Source organism: Paenibacillus sp. J22P15, from assembly GCF_056269345.1.
In genome coordinates, this window is record NZ_JBWDNT010000008.1 from 16,486 (window position 1) to 34,201 (window position 17,716).

The 17,716-nt window shown below is 45.8% G+C and carries 17 protein-coding genes; all 17 read right to left on the bottom strand.

What is annotated here, in order from left to right; all coding sequences use genetic code 11:
- Window positions 1–131 precede the first annotated feature (131 nt).
- Window positions 132–821, bottom strand: a complete 690-nt coding sequence (locus AC0YN6_RS17385) for a hypothetical protein (RefSeq protein WP_475748336.1) — start codon at window positions 819–821, stop codon at window positions 132–134.
- 9 nt (window positions 822–830) lie between these two features.
- Complete coding sequence (locus AC0YN6_RS17390; RefSeq protein WP_475748337.1) at window positions 831–1,265, bottom strand: hypothetical protein; 435 nt, start codon at window positions 1,263–1,265, stop codon at window positions 831–833.
- Window positions 1,266–1,329: 64 nt separating this feature from the next.
- Window positions 1,330–2,094, bottom strand: a complete 765-nt coding sequence (locus AC0YN6_RS17395) for a hypothetical protein (protein ID WP_475748338.1) — start codon at window positions 2,092–2,094, stop codon at window positions 1,330–1,332.
- On the bottom strand, window positions 2,091–2,579 hold the full coding sequence (locus tag AC0YN6_RS17400) for a virion structural protein (protein WP_475748339.1): 489 nt from the start codon (window positions 2,577–2,579) through the stop codon (window positions 2,091–2,093). The genes AC0YN6_RS17395 and AC0YN6_RS17400 overlap by 4 nt, the downstream gene beginning before the upstream one ends.
- Before the next feature lie 77 nt (window positions 2,580–2,656).
- Window positions 2,657–3,376 carry a hypothetical protein gene (locus AC0YN6_RS17405; protein WP_475748340.1) on the bottom strand — a complete coding sequence of 240 codons (720 nt, stop codon included), beginning with the start codon at window positions 3,374–3,376 and terminating at the stop codon, window positions 2,657–2,659.
- 77 nt (window positions 3,377–3,453) lie between these two features.
- Window positions 3,454–6,216, bottom strand: coding sequence for a hypothetical protein (locus AC0YN6_RS17410; protein WP_475748341.1), 2,763 nt, complete (start codon window positions 6,214–6,216; stop codon window positions 3,454–3,456).
- Window positions 6,203–6,877 (bottom strand): hypothetical protein, encoded by a 675-nt coding sequence (locus tag AC0YN6_RS17415; protein WP_475748342.1) that lies wholly within the window; start codon window positions 6,875–6,877, stop codon window positions 6,203–6,205. Before AC0YN6_RS17415 ends, AC0YN6_RS17410 begins: the two co-directional genes overlap by 14 nt.
- Window positions 6,874–7,911 carry a hypothetical protein gene (locus AC0YN6_RS17420; protein WP_475748343.1) on the bottom strand — a complete coding sequence of 346 codons (1,038 nt, stop codon included), beginning with the start codon at window positions 7,909–7,911 and terminating at the stop codon, window positions 6,874–6,876. Before AC0YN6_RS17420 ends, AC0YN6_RS17415 begins: the two co-directional genes overlap by 4 nt.
- Complete coding sequence (locus AC0YN6_RS17425) at window positions 7,886–8,386, bottom strand: hypothetical protein (RefSeq protein ID WP_475748345.1); 501 nt, start codon at window positions 8,384–8,386, stop codon at window positions 7,886–7,888. Before AC0YN6_RS17425 ends, AC0YN6_RS17420 begins: the two co-directional genes overlap by 26 nt.
- The gene (locus tag AC0YN6_RS17430) at window positions 8,386–9,204 is read right to left on the bottom strand and encodes a hypothetical protein (RefSeq protein ID WP_475748346.1); all 819 of its coding nucleotides are present in this window, start codon (window positions 9,202–9,204) and stop codon (window positions 8,386–8,388) included. The genes AC0YN6_RS17425 and AC0YN6_RS17430 overlap by 1 nt, the downstream gene beginning before the upstream one ends.
- Before the next feature lie 334 nt (window positions 9,205–9,538).
- On the bottom strand, window positions 9,539–10,405 hold the full coding sequence (locus AC0YN6_RS17435) for an Ig-like domain-containing domain (protein WP_475748347.1): 867 nt from the start codon (window positions 10,403–10,405) through the stop codon (window positions 9,539–9,541).
- Window positions 10,402–10,713, bottom strand: a complete 312-nt coding sequence (locus tag AC0YN6_RS17440) for a hypothetical protein (RefSeq protein ID WP_475748349.1) — start codon at window positions 10,711–10,713, stop codon at window positions 10,402–10,404. Before AC0YN6_RS17440 ends, AC0YN6_RS17435 begins: the two co-directional genes overlap by 4 nt.
- 15 nt (window positions 10,714–10,728) lie before the next feature.
- Complete coding sequence (locus tag AC0YN6_RS17445; protein ID WP_475748350.1) at window positions 10,729–11,247, bottom strand: hypothetical protein; 519 nt, start codon at window positions 11,245–11,247, stop codon at window positions 10,729–10,731.
- 21 nt (window positions 11,248–11,268) lie between these two features.
- Complete coding sequence (locus tag AC0YN6_RS17450) at window positions 11,269–13,002, bottom strand: hypothetical protein (protein ID WP_475748351.1); 1,734 nt, start codon at window positions 13,000–13,002, stop codon at window positions 11,269–11,271.
- Window positions 13,003–13,023: 21 nt separating this feature from the next.
- Window positions 13,024–15,105, bottom strand: coding sequence for a hypothetical protein (locus tag AC0YN6_RS17455; protein ID WP_475748353.1), 2,082 nt, complete (start codon window positions 15,103–15,105; stop codon window positions 13,024–13,026).
- Window positions 15,106–15,121: 16 nt separating this feature from the next.
- Entirely contained in the window at window positions 15,122–17,203 is a 2,082-nt protein-coding gene (locus tag AC0YN6_RS17460; RefSeq protein WP_475748354.1) for a hypothetical protein, read from the bottom strand.
- Window positions 17,204–17,226: 23 nt separating this feature from the next.
- Window positions 17,227–17,700: a hypothetical protein gene (locus AC0YN6_RS17465; RefSeq protein ID WP_475748356.1), complete on the bottom strand. Its 474-nt coding sequence runs from the start codon at window positions 17,698–17,700 to the stop codon at window positions 17,227–17,229.
- Window positions 17,701–17,716: the final 16 nt, after the last annotated feature.

The following is a 17,716-nucleotide window of genomic DNA, read 5'->3' on the forward strand; positions in this document are numbered from 1 at the left end:
TATGCTATCTGCTTTTTCAACCCATATCTGGAGATATAGTAGCCATGAATCTTGAATTGCCCACTGCCCATCTCCATACTTGCGATTGACCTCTTTGTCGAAACGAACATTAGATATCCTCTGCCAAAACTTCACCCGTAGTCACCTGTCAGCCCGTCGCTTGCCGCAAACCACCCAAGCTCTGGCATACTGCTTGCGCTGGTGCTCATTTTCGTTTCGTTATCTAACGAAATGCGCTTACCTGCCTTGGCTGACAGCATAGCCTCCACCTGTTCCTTTGTTAGCGGTCCATCCTGCTTCTCTGGAGCTTGATCTTGCACCTGCACTTGCTGCTCCGCTGTATCCGAAGCATCTAGTGTTTGCAGTGGAACGCCGCGCAGCTGGGTTAATATGAACTCAGCTCTGGCCAAATACTTCATCTGCTTTGGCACCGGCCAGTTTTCGATCTGCTCCATTGTAAACTCGGGAAAGGCTTCATGAATAAGGCAGTCGACTTGGTGATCAAATATCATCATCTGATTGCGTGAAGCGTCAAGAAGCTTTCGGGCATGCCCTGGAGCAAGACCACTTAGTTCCAGTACATAAGAATATAGTGTGTCAGCATGTCCTGCTGCCGAAGACCAATTGTGATCAGAAGGGTAAAGAACAACCACACGGCAGACTTCTTCCTGCATTTCACTGATCCTCATATCTGCATCTATGATGGTTTGATACTCTTGTCTACCTATGGCGCGAAAGATAAATTGTTGTTCGTCGATTTCTTGAAGGAATATATCTTCATAGCGATGCTTCCAGTTTTCGATGTCTGCCTGCGTATACATGGCGTTCACCTACAATTTAATTGGCGCAGAATTTGCTGTAAACCCACTCTTATCCATGACCATTTCAAACTGTAAACTTGGAATGCCAGCCTTACCTTTTTTTAATTTATCTCTAGTCAGATCCCGTGGGAACAACGTCGTTAGCAATGTAATCTCCTCTTCGCGATCCATCGCAGTTAAATCACGATTATCAATGATGCTGCGGTATTCTGAACGCTCCATAATGCGCCAAATATAAGTCTCATCACCATACACGCAAAAGAAGACGCCTTTAGGGTATTTCGCTTTCCAATCGTCAATCTCTTGCTTTCGAGGACCATCCATGAACAGCTCAGGATTCGAATCCTCTTCCTTCAATTCTGGCTCTTTCGTTTCCTCTTTTGGCTCATCTTTCCCCAAATTTAGGAACCCTTTATCTTCTTGCTGGCTATTTCCCTCATTCATCCCCAAATGCTCCCCTCAGCTTGCGTTAATATTGTAATGCGTTACATTTTAATTATATTCGATATCAAGATTGATAGAAAGGGCCATTTATGTCTTTTGCAATGAATGTGTATATTTCAGTGATTGGTGATCCTTGCGAAGATGTTCCAATCCCCTGCTTTGCCATGCCATTCAAATGCACGCCATTTATGGTCTCTACCGTAATGTTAGGCTGCGTGCGAACAGCGCTTGTATAGTATCGCTGCCGATCTTTCTCCATGGCTTCTGTAACCGCACCATAATTGATACGAATATCAAACCCATAGTTAGGAAAGAATGTTCGGCTGGCATTCGACAAGAAGTCACGATTGTCTTCTGCAACGCCCCATAGCGCCTGCTCGTACTCATCCGCCAGTTGCTCAAAGCTCTCTTTGCCATACATCTTCATGATTTCATCCAGCTTATATTTCTTGAAGTCCTCCGGCTTAACCACGCCTTCTGCCTTTGCAGACTGGACCGCATATTGGATAGCGCCAGCGTTCTCGAGTACTTGCTGCAAGTAATTCGGATGCTTGAAGTTGATACCAAACGATCCATTGACGATCCTCTGCCCGCGTACAACAGTATCAAAAGTATAAGATGCGTAGCCGTATACTGGAAGCACGCTCTCTTGAATCGAAAAGCCTAACGATATAGCCTCGTCAACCCAAATGTCTCCGAAGAATAAGTTAACATCTGCACTGGAGAAGTAGTCTTCATTGAAGATCTGGTACTCCACATGACCGGCTGGGCGACGATAAATATTTCCACTTGGCGCAGGTTTCTTGAATTGCTGACTTCCATTAATCATCTTCCGTTCACCACCCTTGTCATTGGATCGATATCCAGCGCATAGAACTCAAATGCGTTTTCCATCGTCATTGCATTGATGCTCATGACTTGTCCTTCTGTATACGTTGTAATGCCATAGATTGTCATCTTACTCTGCTGACCAAATTCATTAGCCATGGAGACTGTCACGTCGAATGCCGGCATCTCATCCATAAGAATCCTATACCCCTGACTTACGATTTCCTCCATGGCTCTGAGGACAATGGATTCATCAAACATGGTAAAACTCATAATGCCTGTGACATTCCTCATTCCCCTTGTATATCCTTTAGGTGTCACGCGTCCTAGGGTTCGTACCGTAAACTTTTCTCTAAATACGGAATATGAAATGCTGGATAGCTCCCCGAAAACGATGGGGCCTTTGCCAGGAATATTAAGTGTTGCAATCATGTCAGCCCCAGCATAGCTGCTGAACGTCTTTGTGTAGTTTGATGTATCTATCACACCCATCACCCTTTCCGTGGTATGTAAAAAAGACAGAGCAGTTGCCTGCGCTGCCTTTATGGAATAAAGCTATCTTCTTACACAAAGTTGGATCTAAAGGTGTTACCGACAGATCCTGAGAAACTGTCTCCGCCGCTCGTGCGAAGGTTCTCTTTTGCTTCAACGCCCTTGATCTTGCGAGCAACGAACGTGTAGGCTTTTGCCGAAACAACGTCATCTACAGAGTAGCCAGAGCCCTCGTTCAAGATTTGAACGCCGTAGATTTCCATACCCATACGTTGGCCGAACTCGTTCGCACCATTGATGGTAATGTTGAATGGCATCAATTGGTCAGCATACTCAGGCGTATAGAATCCAGTAAGTGCATCAGGATCCATGTTTGCGCCGCTTGTGCCGTAGCCAAGGTTTGTCATCATTTCATCCCACGATTGGATTCCGTAGCCACGACCAGTGCCCTTAGCACCGAAGATGACACCATTGTCCATATTCGCTCTGTGTTGCTGGAAGGTTTGCATAATAGGCGCACCTTTGTAGTTCTTCTTCATTTCTTCCAAGAGAGCATCTCGGTCAAACTGTGTGAAGATCATATTGCCGCTGATTCCGCGCTTGCCGCGAGAGAATGTACGTGGATCTGGAGACCCCATCGTATAAACAGGTGCTACTTCGCGAACGATAGAATACGAGATTGCTTGCAGTTCGCCTATTAATCTACCTCCGAAGGTAGCCGTAATATCCGCGCCACTGAAGGCGGAAAACGTACGAGTGTACTCTTCCATATTAGGTGCAGAGTTTGCCATTTCGAGTTTCACTCCTTTTTATTAGTAGAATGATAGGAGGACTAGAGCCCTCCTATATCACTCTGATTCGAATCGGATTAAGAAGCTTTCAGTACAACAGATGTATTGAACTGACGAACTTCAAACTGAGGAACAAGCTCAAGCGTAATGAAAGCATTGCCCAGTACGCGATCCTGAATGGAGCTGAAGATTTGGAAGCTGAAACGTTCCAGCACACCAAGTTCTTTGAGCTTGTCCAGTCCAGCTTGAATCTCAGAAGACAACGCATTGCGCTGTGCAAGACCATTTGGCAAACCGATGAACGGATCCGCTTTGATACGAACCAATTGAACAGCTGTGTGAACAATTCGAACTGTCGACAGTCGAGCATAGTCAGAGTCAGCCCTAGCTGCAGTAACGCCATCCTTAACAACCAATCGGTTAGCGACGCCGCCAGAATACATCTTTTGATCAAAAGTGACATATCGGCTTCCAACGAGCTGATTGTGCTGTGGCTCGGACAGACGGTAGCGAAGGCCATAGGCAGCAGTCACTTCTTTGTTTGTCGTTGCAACCTCAGCGTTCAGTGTGGAGATCAAGGCGCCGTATACAACACTTCCGCTTGCCACGTAGTTTCCAAGCTTTTCACTGGACAATCCAACCTCTGGTCCGAACAATACGGAGAGGTATCGACCTACGTCGATCGGATCACCATCGTCGTTAAGCACCGCTTCATTGTTGGCTTCGTTGTACATAGAGTGCGTATTCACGTACTCGATGTTGATGCCAGCGCTGAGGTATTTGTTCTTCTTGTCTTCCGACAAGATAGCCAATCCACCTGTTGCAATGTCAACATACTCCTGCACTTCAAGCAGCGTAGATTCCATGGAAGGAGTCATCGATATAACGCCGATTGTTTCCCATGTTTTCGCTGTTACGATCGCACAGTGCTGTGCAAGCTGGCTTGCAAAGTTCTTCTCTGCATTGAGAGGGTCAATCATCGTATTTGCATACACATCAGACAAGATGATGATGTCAGCCACATAGTTTTCAAGCTTGGAGTAAATACCTTGCTCAACCATGCGGATTTCACCAGTTGCATCCTCTTCATAAATACCGCCAAGCTTCGTATACAAAGCCTGCATGTCTTTCGTGCTAGATGTGCTGAAAATGCCGTCTTGTCCCATCCACGGGTAGCGCTCAACACTATCTGTCGGCTTCGTCAAATCTTCTGCAATCACGCCTGGTTCTGTTTCGCCAAGATACATGCGACCTGTAGCCAGGAGTCCTTGGATTGGAACTGCACCGTGCTCATTAGTAGCACCCAAAGACACAACGTTATTGAGTGGATCTGTATTGACATGCGTTACAAACTGACGGAAAGTTCTGATACGACTCTTTGCAAGGTCCTTCGTCCGATAAGTCAGAGCGAAATCCTTACTCGTCAGACGCTTCTCTTCAGGTTTGTGGAAGATGATTATTTTCTCGAGTCCAGCAGGATCTGATGGATCTTCTTGAATCTCAACTTCTACGCCACGGATAGAGTCTTTGTCATAGATGTCAGTCAAGGAGCCGTATACTTTACCAGAGAATCGACCTTCAACGACAATGCGTGGATCAGTAACCGTCGAGTCACTTGTCTTGTAGCTTGCAAACAACTGTGCACCCACTGGAGCTGCTCCAGCTGTGATCGATACGATTCGATCAACCAAGGACAACGTGTAATCTACCCCTGCTACCAATTCTGTTCGAACATTGCCAACCAAGTAGTACACTTTGAACTCCTCGGATTGTGGCAGGTAGTTAAGGTCATACTCCACATTTGTTCCTGGAACAAGGCTATTTGCTGTTGTGCTGTTTGGCGAAGATGTATAGTGCGAATATTCAGCCATAACGACAACGTTTCCGCTAAGGGCAGGATAAACGCCAGCCGAAACCTCTGCATCATATGCGGAAGTGAACAAGATACCGCCGTCTTTGTAATCCTTTTCGGACCAAATATCTTTTAGCGGATCTGCGCTTCCTTTACCAACGCGGTAGATGTAATCTCCATTTGGCGTCATGGATGAGATTGTGCTAACAACACCTGTTTCTCCATCTTTCACGTATACAACTGGGATGTGCCCCGACTCCAAGCGACTTGACCAGTTCAGTTTTGCAGAGTAGAAACGATTGCTAATTAAAGCATCTTTCGATAGCGTATAATCAGGATCTGTATAGTCTGGATTACTCTGTCCATCCAAGCGAGGAACTGCTGTATAGTTTCGCACCTCATAGTCGTATCGCACTTTTACAGTGTGACCTGGGCGAATTTTGTTTGCGAAGAAATGAATCTTCTCAGAGCCAGGAGTAGAGTCAACGAAATCAACTGCATTCGTGATTACTGACTCATTACCTTCAGCATCGATTTGAGTAACAAACGGACTGCCTACATATCTGCCGCCTGCGGGAACATTCAAGTTCATGGAGAACACGGTGTTTCCGTCAGCATAGTCAAGGAATTGCTCATTGGATCGAGCAATGTCTTTACCTTTAAGCTCCGTTTTAGCTGCCTTACCATCGATACGAATCAAACGAATATCATCGTTTCCAGCCATCAGTGCTTCGTACATTCTTCGAATGAGCGATCCACCATGAGGCTCTTTTGTTTTACGGTCAACTACACCGCCAAACAGTTTTTCTGCTGCTTTAACACCGATATCGCGGACCGAAACCGGTTCGCCCACCGGACCATCTACTGCGCTACCCATAATGAGGATCGCTTGTGTAGTTGCACCAAGGCGCTGATTTCCGGCATATAGATTACCATCTTCATACGTGACTTTTACGCCAGGTAGATTGTCGTTTTTAGTCGTTGCCATTTACTTTCTCCTCCTTAAAGGATTGATCTGCTGGGGGCTGACTTACTTTGGCGAACGTTGTTATGCGTTCGATTTGGCTCAAGAAAATGGGGGTTATTTTCTCGAACCGGAAAGTATATTGGATCGTCCTAACGGCAATTGGGAACCGATAGTCCGCGATCACCAAATCTTCAAGCTGCGCAAAAAATCGAAGTTCTTGCACACCATTTCTCTTGAAGTGGCCTCTGTGATGAATGTCATTCAGGAAGTCATCAAACTCCTCTGTAAGTTCATCAGCCTCTTCCTGACTAGTGGAGTGGATTGTGAACTCCATCCAGACGTCAAACACTTGACCACGAAGCTCAATGTACTCATTTGGGTTGAGTGGGTGACGAATCGTTCCTCGATATCGAGGCTTTTGGTCTTTGAGTGCCGTGTTGACTACGCGCCGCGTTGTGCGAAACGTAATCAGCGGGAACGGGTATTCCGTGTCCCGATCAAATGGCGTGTGCCGGATAATATCCACCTCATGCCCAGTGGCTTTCCAGAGTGTACGCAAGTCGTCGATGAATCCAAGCGGCGTTATCGGCTTATCAGAGCGCAGGCGGTTATCCAGGTATGGATCCCTTCTTGCAAACTCTTCTTGGATCGCCTTTAATTCTTCTGGCGTCGGATTACTCATACTCTCACCTTCACTTGGGAAAATTGGGTCATCTTCTGTACCGAGAAGATGGGCACAAGCTCGATTTCGGTGTGAATGACATTAGCTGCATCCACATGAATAGAGTAATCAAACCATTTCAGCCTGCCCTGTTCCAAGTGATCGGATAGGATAGCGCGAATGATCTGGTCTACTTCACTTACCACATAGGCAGCGCCCATGCGACCGACATAGAGCTGTTGCTCGGATGCGATTTCATTGATGATCTCTTGTGCAATCCGAAAGTTCGAGATCTGCCGATGGGCACTATCTGGATCTTGTACTGCACAAGGGGAGCCGTGACAAACGACGCCTTTCTTGATCGACTCTTTGAAGCACACGATGCCGGCGGAACGGAGTTCATTGAGAACGTCGTTCTTGTACTCCACCGCGAGCTCGACATCTATTGTTTTGTTGACTGGGCTAGTTCCGGCACTAAGGCCCGCAACCAGCCCAGCATATACGGCAGCTGCATTTCGATCTTTCACTTGATCCAATATGACAGAAAAGTATCGCCCTTCTTCTTCGAGACCATCCTCTATTGAATTAGAGAACGAGCTGATAACAGCATACTGCTCGCGAATCAGATCGATGTCTGTCGTACCCATGCTGAAGAATCCGTGAACAAGTTCGCCTTGATACTCTTTGTTTTTGCAGAACTCTACAAATTTCCGAATCATTTCTGATCCTCTTTGAAAATCCAGTGCATCAACAATGATTAGGTCGAAAGGGAACTTTAAAAGATTATCCCATGCTAATGAATAGTCTCCTTTGGCTGCCCGAACGGCATACACCGCATCTGCGCCGCCAGTTAGAGCATCATCAATCCGTGATATCAGCGGTCCTTCTTCAAATAGAAACTCTGCCTGTCCTATCGTAGATATGGCATAAGGCTGAATATATTCACCTTTTATTGCGTCACCCATGACAACAATGCGCTTTCCAATAGGTAGCTCGATTGCCGCATAGGTATCTGCCAGCTGAATGTAATCAATATTGGCTGAGGGCTGCTTCATCTTGGGCCCCCTTCGGCTCGTATTTACTATACACTTGATAAAATTCTACTCGGCCTTTTCTTCCAAGCTCTGGCTCAACGTGCGAGATGAGATTTTTCTCTTTGATGCGAATCGGCTTTCGCTCATCGCTCTCTGGATCATCCCACTCCACTTCAATAATCATGTCTCCCTTTTTCGGAATAACATGATGCTCAATGTAATACACGTAGGCGTGTGATGAAATCTGTCCAACGCCAGTGCTCTGCATCAATCCAACCAATGTTTCCGGAATCGATGAGATTTGCTTTCTGCCTCGAACAGATGTGATAGATACCACATATCCGAGACCGAAACACTTTTGACATGAAGCCTTGGCTTCGCCACTTCGTTCTACATAGCACTCACATGTAAATCGCATATCTCGTCGAACATACAGGAAGTAATGGCCATATCCATCAAACAGGTTACTTATTGCAAGACGAATATCAATAGCCACTACGCATCAATCCCCCTGCTCGGAGGAGACCCTGCGTCTGTTCGGAACTGTGCTGCAACTGGAGAAGAGTAGCCTCTTGCGTTTCGACCCATCATTGCGTCTGTCCAAAAACGGAGATCTGTTGACACCTGGTCTAAGGCTGCTTTGATTATCGTCAAAGGCGAAGCAGATGCAGTGGACTCCGTTGCACTGGACCCGCCGCCGCTCGAGCTTCCGATCGAAAAGTCTCCCAGTTTTACGCTATCCCCCATAATCACGCCATCATTTCCACCGCCACCTTCAACTAATCCCTGATTATTAATCAGCTCCATCATTAGACGACTCAGGAGTACGCGTGCAGCCTCATAAGTCACGAAGCGTGTAAGTGGATAGTAGATGGTTTCGCGGTCAAGCACAGGTCGATACCGGCTGTCATTTGCATCCTGCGATAGCCCTCTCATTTGATGCGCCTTAATTCCAGCATCTCGAAGAGCAACATACATGTCTGCGATGGGAAATGCACCAAAGATGGCTTTCAATATGGATCGAAGCTCAGAAGGCTGTGCGTATAGTGGCGCATACGTGGAGCTAAATACGGATTGCTCGGCGATCTTAGCCTCAAGGCCAGATTCGGATCTTAGTCCATCCGTTACAACATAGTAGTTACGGTTTTTCTTGAGCGCCTGTCTTGGTTTTAGAATGATGGTTCGAAATGGAACATTGTTCACTTTTGCATTTTCAAGGGTTATTTCAGCACCTTCCTCTGTCACTACAAACAGATCAACTAAAAATGTTGTATCTCGCGGCGGCACATAATCCCCAAACAAGGTGTCCATCATCTCACCATCCTCTCTATTGACCTTTATTAATATGTAGCGCCATTCTTTTCGCTCATTTTTGGACCAACATACCTGCTAATCCCTAGTGTTTCAAGTGTAACATGCACGACCGTAGCTAGACTATTTGCATATAAATACTCGGCAATAGTGATTAGGGGCGAATCTACGCAAATTTGCACGCAAAGCTCGTCATACGTCATTCGTCCTACGAGTATCGATGATTATTTACCATATTCAACAAGGAACTCGATTTGGATGCCTATATATGCTTGTTATTATGTAACACCCTTCAAAATAAAGAGTGTCATTCATCATCTACTGCTCCGCCGTCTTGTTAATTCTTCTCCTCAGCCAGATAAATACTGTCGATTGTGACAGAGCTTGGATCAAGAAGATCGCTGAATGTAATGGCGATTGCAGGAGTAAATCCAAGATCTATATGGACTGATTTATTTTTGGGATGAATGGATTGAGCCTCCAGAAAAGATTCGCTTGGATCAGTCGCATCTAGAAGCAACTTCTGCAATGATTCAATTTCTGAAACAGGTTTCGCATCCATTCCGACAGCCGCTTTTTCAGCAGGCATCTTTACGGCAAATCGAACAACTTTAGAATAGGAACTTCTTTGATCCTCGTTATTCACCGTACGAACACGGGCAAAATACGTAGCCGATTGATATGGAATGTCTGGTGTGACGGAAGTATCGTAGATACGGTGTCCCTCTCCTGGCCAATCAATCACATCAAATATGTTGCTCTTAGAAATTTGAATTTCATAGAAGTAGGCTCCTTCTACGGGAGACCAGCTAAATGTAACGCTTGTTCCTACCTGAGACATATCTACTGGAGAAATAATAGCAGGAGGCTTAATTCCCTGAACATCTGCTGTATGAAACTCGAAACTATAGCTTTGTTCTAATAGATTTCCGTATATGTCTTGAATGCCCTCTGATCCGGCCAGCAACTCGACTTGATAATAGGTGTTAGGATGCAGTTTGGATTTCGGGATGATATTCAATATTTTGTTTTTGTATTTGAGTGAGACGGGCTCACTTTTTTGCGAATCCATATTGAACAGGACGACAGTTTTTTCCGTTACAGTAAGGGCATTGATATCGATCACGAGCTGAATCTGTATCTCTGTATCAATGAGCACCTTTTTCTGTAGATGGTTTGGAGTAGTACGGAGGAAGATGTTCATGACACTTCTTCCTCGTACTTGTAATCGACCAAGATAACAGCCTTAGATGGCGGAGCTTCCGTGAACGTGATCGTCTTTCCAGAGATCATGTAGTCGTAGGCTGCGCCTTTTCGCATATAGATTCCGTCCTTGTACACCATCTCGGTGTTTCTGGTCGGCTGATGATTCAATGTATATGTTCGATTAACGCTGTCTCTTGCTCCGATTGGCTCCTCCTGCCTTACCTGATTGGAGCCGCTGAAATCAGGCATGACCCCGATCTTGACCCGATACTGTGGCATCGTAGGATGCTTTGTAACATGTGCCATTCGGATCTCCTCCTCTTAATTCCACATCAGGCAGTAATCGTATACGATCGGACGAACTGTCCCTGTGTATTTACAGTCCACCTTGAGCTGAATAAATCTTGTCGGTGAAGCTAATAGGGTTGTTTTGTCCGGCTGAAACGGAGTCCAGGCTGTCCCTGGGCTTGTATTCAAGCGGTACGAAAATGAAACCGTGGCGCCGTTTGCTGGATCATCCTCGTAGTTGGCCAGCAGATAGATCGAATCTGTGACTGCTGGCAACTGGAGAAGATTGGAGATCCAAGCATCCGCCTTAATGCTATGTGTTAACGTGTCCAGCACGGCGGTGCTTGAAGGATCTCTGTTCGACTCATCTACGAAGGGTTCAGCAAAGTAGTTTTTATACGGCGAGCACAGTAGCATCATGTCGTAACGCTCGTACATGGTTTTAAGCTTGATTGCCTCAGCGACGTTTTTTTGCAGGTTGTTTAAATGAAAGTCGTGAAGTACCTGTCCGTCGAGAAAGGCAATTCTTCTCATGTAATTGGGCGTTGCCATGCTGCTCTCACCGTCCCGTCATTAGAATGTTACGCTCCAAGTAATGCGCATACCTGTGTTCTCATCTTTTGTCACCGGTCCAATGCCGGAGATGTTGAACATCTTGCCGCCTGTTTGTTCTGCAAACATAGCTACTTGGTAGATCTCGTGTGTGGTCTTTAGCCAGCTGTATGTCACTTTCACATCATCTGTGGAAAGTGGAGCCACTGTGAAGACCACCTGCTTGCCGTCTGCACTGATTGTGTAGCCCGTTACAATTTCTACACCATTTTTAAATACTTTTGCAATGAATGCGTTGCTGCTATCCTTAGCGATCGTATGCTGCAAATTGAACGTCGTTTGCACGCCATTTACGCCGATCACCTCGTTATTAGCTGCCGTAAGCACGGGTCCTGGGACACCTTTCGGGAAATCAGCTACAAATTGTACGGTTGTTCCAGAGTTTACGCGATACTCGAAAGTGATCGTTCCCGGCGTTTCAAGTGGCACACCACCTACTGGTGAAGCACTGAACTCAACGAATCCTTTGTTTTGATTCGTTACCCATACGTCACCTTGACCTAGTGTAAGGCCGCTATTGGCGATTGTGTACGCTTTGACCGTGTTGTCTAGTGCTTGGTGCTTCACAGAGATCAACTCTAGCAGCGGCGTCTGAGATAGCTCAAACTGCAAGTGGCGGCTGTCTAGTTGCTCCTGAAACTTAACCTGGATCTCTTTACCCGCTTCAGGTGCTACGCTTAGCTCCACACTGCCGGATCCTGCCGTGCCCACAAACGTAACTGTGTTTAATTCGATATCAGTTGCATCGGTAACATTCTTCACGCTTACCAACTTAATCGCCTTATTCACGTTGGATAGGTTAATTTTCTTAACTGCACCGTCGCCAGTAAACATAACTGCTTTCTCTGAATAGGAAATTGGTTTTGTTGGGAACACCTCAATTTCAGGATCACCCGTACTAACGACAGCTGGGTATTGAAGCAGCTGGCGGGCGCCAACAAATTCGCCTTCCATAGAAGCCTTTAGCTTGTCTGATTGAGAGAACTCAACTGGACTACCTGCAGGATGGTTAGTTGGCTTTGTACCAGCACCCATAAATCCAAGCGCATATTTAACGCGGAACAAGTAACTCGCAACAACGCCCGCTTTTGCGGATGCGAATACGATCTTACCTGTTTTGAAGTCCACGGCGTACGACTTGTCGATATCAGAAGGAATATTGCTTTGTTTGAAGTCTGTGTTGCCCACTTTTACATTCAAGCTGCCAGGGATGATGTCTGCATAAGCATTAATCAGGTGGCTGAACTCGATTGTGACAATGTTTAGTGGAGCCACTGCAAAAGACAATGCGCCAGTCTCTTGATCCTTAATAAAGACATCTTTGTTGATGATAAGATCTACGCCATCGACCGTAACCTTCTTCAAATCGACAAGTCTCTTGATTTCTGGAATAACGATCTCAAGGCTTGCATTGCTAGATCCAACGTCTTTGGCGTAAACACCGGCAGCGTGGCTGTTTTTGGACAATTGAAATTCGAACAGTCCGTCTTTGTTAGGAGCTGAAAGTGTATCGCCCTTGTCGGTTTGAGTCGCCTTGATCGTACGGGCCGGGTCACTCATGACCAGGCCGACGATCTCATTGGCGCTCAACACAACCAGATTCTTTTTCTCCTTCGTGAAAGTAACTTCGCCACACTCATTGTAAAGTTCGAGCTTGACTTGGCCTTTCGCATTCAGGTTCATTTGATCATTCATGGTTTGTTAAGCTCCCTTCAATTAGAATCCACCGTAGAACGGGTCACCGTCTTTATTTACAAGCGTGATTGTCCACGTTACGCGAATGCCAGTAGTTACTTCTTTTCGCGTTGCGCCGACACGTACAATGGAGAATGCATCAACAGGATAGCCGTTGTAACCCTCAACCTTGTCGTTATCACGAGGGCCGTCAAAGAGTCCCATCTCACGGATCGTTACATTGTAGTTAGGTGTCTTTTCAGCAAACTCGGCTACAAAGCTAACAGATCCTTTGTCTAGCTGGTACCACGGATATGCGATGCCCGACTTCGGCTTCTCAATAACCTGGCGCGTATAATTTGTAGCAAAGCCTTTTAGGTCAGCAGAGTCAACGACAATCAGGTAGTTGACCACAGCTGCATTATTGCTATCGCTCGCATGAACAACCACTTTGTTTGGATTATCTGGATCGATCAAAAGCTTGCCATTAGCAAGATCCTTTACCTCTGAAACAAGTGTGAACGCTTCGCCTGTATCAAAGTTCAAGACTTTTGCTCCGCGAACAGGAACACCTGCATCGTAAGACTTCCCTGTCACCTTGAAGGTGTAATCCACCAAAATAACAGCCTCTGCAATTGGAGCCACACTAAATGTGATTTTTCCGTTTACATTATCAACCGTAAACCCTGTAGAGGAAACAGCCCCATCGATTGTCACCACAACAGATCCATTACTTAGACCTTTGCGAGCCAAGTCGAATGCCACTTTTACGCCATCTGGTGTCAACGATTCCGCGATCACTTTAACGTCTTTGGAGAATGCTGCCAGTGCAGTTGTCGCCTTTACATTGTAGGACTCACCAGTGATGTCGTACGTCACAAGAAGGCCTGACAGTGTGCGGTTGAAGTATACGCGGCCAGTTAGTTCATCAACGAAGAACTTTCCTTCGGCAACTTCTGACTTTGTTTCTACTTGCTCCAACTCAGAGCCATTGTACTCCACAACAACCGTGCTTTTTACAACTGGATACTGCTCCAAAGAAGTAAAGTATGGCGCAACATTTGTTGTATTGTACATTGTTGTTGTATCGAATTTCTTCGTGTGATTGTCAAACTCACGCATCAATCCATTCATACTCTTCGTCAAGCCGTCTGTGCGAATGCCTGTAATGACAACATTGGCATTCTCAGCAGTTAAGGATGGGTCAAATGCAACATATTTGATCACAATGACGTGCTCAACATCACCATTCAGTCCATCGTAGGACTTAGACGACTTCACTGGCTCAGAAAGAGTGGAGTCAAGTGTCTCAATAGCGGTCTGTGGAACACCATCAATCGATACTTCGATCTGTCCACCTGTGGAGGACTTTTCAAACTCGACGACAATGTTGCTCATTTTATCAGTAACCGTAATGGTTTCACCTACACTGTTAGCCGTGCGCTTTCCTTCAGATGCCGTCCATGAAGCTGTGTAGGCAAGCCTCGAATCGCCAAGCGCCACTTGTGCATTTTCGCCATCCCCCAAACCGATAAACAGGTTTGTGCTGGAGGAGTAGATTTCTGATGTGATTGGAATCGCGCCTGTGGCCGACACCTTAGAAATAGTAAACGCCTTTTTTCCAACCTCATCAGATGCTTCTTCTTTCAAGAAGAGCGTGATTGGACGATAGCTGTAAGAAATATCGAAATCTTCATCTTTTACAGCGCTCCAGTACGTGTTTGGAGGGAATGACAGTTGGTTCACTGTACCGAGAACACGGGATATGTTATCAGACAAATGAATGTGATATTTTGGAGATGTGCCGGTTGTTGCTTTTGGCGTGCGGTTCTTGTACAAAACGCGAGCAGGATCACCAGAGAACGCACGCAGCAGGATTTCCTCCGCGCCTTTGACAACAAGGTTTGGCTGATCGGCAAGAACGCCTACAGCAACACCATTTGCATCGATCTCCTCAATCATGATGTGCCCTTTAGCCTTGAACTCGAACGTATCGTTCAGTCCACCCTTGGCAGCCGACTCACTGGTACGGATTCTCTTCAGCAATGCCTGTTTTTTAGGTCCATCTGGAAGCATCGCAAGCAACTGCTTCATTGTATTATTCATGACCTTTTCATTGTTCATGATCGAATGTCACTCCTTATTTCAAAGTATTTGCGCCTAGAATGAACTTGCCGACTGGCCATCCATCTTTACTCACATCACCAAGAACATATCGGACGATTTCTCTTCCTGTAATCTGGTATCGATCGTAAAGTTTCGGGTGTAAGTGAACATTTTTCTTTTCACGGAATACACGCTGATAGCTGTCAGAAGGATTAAGCCTGTAGAGGGGATTCATTCTGTCTATTAGTCTAGTAGAAAGTGTTTCATAGACCTCTTGCCCTGCTTCTTCATATAAACTTTCTTTTGATGATGATTCCACATGCAACTCTTCGCTGCAGCCAATCTTTTTATTCGGAGAGATAAATACAGCACCCTCGTTCATGGAAAGACCTAAGATGTCGCTTGCATAAGTCCGAATGGTTGGATCTACAAATGCGTCGTCTTGTATGTCAAAGGTGAATGCATCCGTCAAACGAACACTCGGCTGTGCCACAATTCGCCCTTCTTCATCAATATGAGTCTGTAGAAGCTCCATATAAGACTGATTGGGATCAATATCAAGATTTGCAGCGTCATGCATGCCTACTTCTCCCTGCTCTTCAATTGCTTTCGCAATCTTACGGAGCCGATGCTGAGCATACTCGCCTAGATCGGAAAACACTTCAAACATCTCGCTAAAGTTATAGTCGACAATGGCTGTCCTCTTGTTGTCCATTAGAGATGTAATCATCCGATCGATCATTTCCCCAAAGAAGGTTGCACGCTGCATATCAGAAGAAATAAGTTGCTCAATAATATCCCGAACCAGCATGTGTCTAACATAGCCTTCTGGCGTATCCATATCGAACTCAACAACCCCATCACCAACACTGGTGACTTCGCTTGCATCATCTTTAAGATCGATGTAGGCCTGAAGGAATCGCTGATCAACCAGCAGGTAAGGAAGATACAGGTCTTCTACCAAAAGACGCATGAAGATGTCTAGCTCCTCAGTAGGAGCAGCCGTAATTACCTCTGCAATTTCATTTCGGAAGAACCTTGCTTGCTGCCTGATACTCTCTACTTGCTGATAAGGGAAAAACTCTGTAGCAACTGGTCCTATGATCAATTGTACCGTAGAGTTCAGGTTCATGAAAAAGCGGTCTGTGGGCATTAAATCGTATGCTGAGCGCAGCAATTCCGCTCTTACGTCCAATTCGAATGCACCTTCTAAGTAAATCTGCTGATTTCCCTCGTTTTCAGCGAACACCTCGATTGTTGCCTTTTTGACGACCTTCTCCACACGATCTTCAAGGAAAGCTTGGAATATCAAGGTGACTATATCACTGTAGTTGTGGTCAACCCTATCTTGAATACGGTACGTTTTCAGTAGTTCCGAGAACTCACGGCTTGATGCCATAAAGGACTCTGTGAACTCCTTCTTCAAATGCTTGCCGATCTGCTGGAATAATTCCTGTATTAAAACCTTTTCCGATTCTTCATGTCGAGAATTTTGTAGACCTTCCAATTTCGCCTGATCAAGTATATTGTGATCCACAATCTCGTCAGCTTCTTTTGTGAAGGTGATTGCCGCTCGCTCTCTTCCGGAAAACAACTGAAAGGCATCGCTTGCCAAAAGTGTAAGAAGCGCATCTATATCATTGTCTCGAACAGATAAGACCAGATCCAGAATGTCGTAAAGCATATCGTATATGACCAGCTCATTCTCATTGGTTCTAAGCTCTGAATAAGACCAGTCGCTTTTCCAATTTTCAGTCGATATGCCTCGAACACGATACTGATTCAGACGCTCTGATTCGTCCTCCTGGCTTTGATTTAACGTCAACCAGTAGGATTCACTTACGCCTGTATCGGGTGCGTGAAGAACAGCCTTGATTCGGAAGACTTGACCTTCCACTGTATCGAGTGGCAGTGCAGTCTCAGCATGCCTTTGCACCACTGTTGATTCCGTGTTACGCCCAGTATTGACCGTGCGAATACGGTAGACGCCATCGCTCCCAGGAAAGGATATATGCCGGTGTAGCCGGTCATTTGTTCGATCCTTAAAATCAACAGCGAAAGGCATGGGTTGTGGCATGGCAATCGCAAAATTTGATAGCTGCGATTCCAGTGTCATAATAATCCCTGCCTTCCACCCGATTATTTATTGTTTCTTGCGCCTCTAGTAGTTGTTGAAGCCTTAGTCGCAGAACCTGCAACTTCATCCTCTTTACCTACTTCATCAGCCTTGTCAGTCTCTTTTTCTGCCTCATCAGTCTTGTCAGCCGCTGTAAACAGGTTTAGCTCCTCTGCTTCATGGGCAGACTGCATACTAGGCTTGATTCCTGCATTGGTATTATCAGCTCTCTTTCTAGCTTGAGGGCCGCCCCATGCATCGTATCTCGCTTTCCATGCTGCAACAGTCTCTGCTGGCAACTCTCCCTCATACAACACAAGAGCTGGGAACTGACAGAACAACGCATGCGCAATCTTCGATAGTTTGGCTTGATCAACTGTCGAAGCTGCGTCAAATGTGATTGTTGTGAATGGCTTATCCAGCGTAATATACGTGTTGGTCTGAGTATCATAAAAGCTTGTCTTGTTCGGCGCTAGGCCTACTTTAATTTCTGCCATTTTGTGATACCTCCCA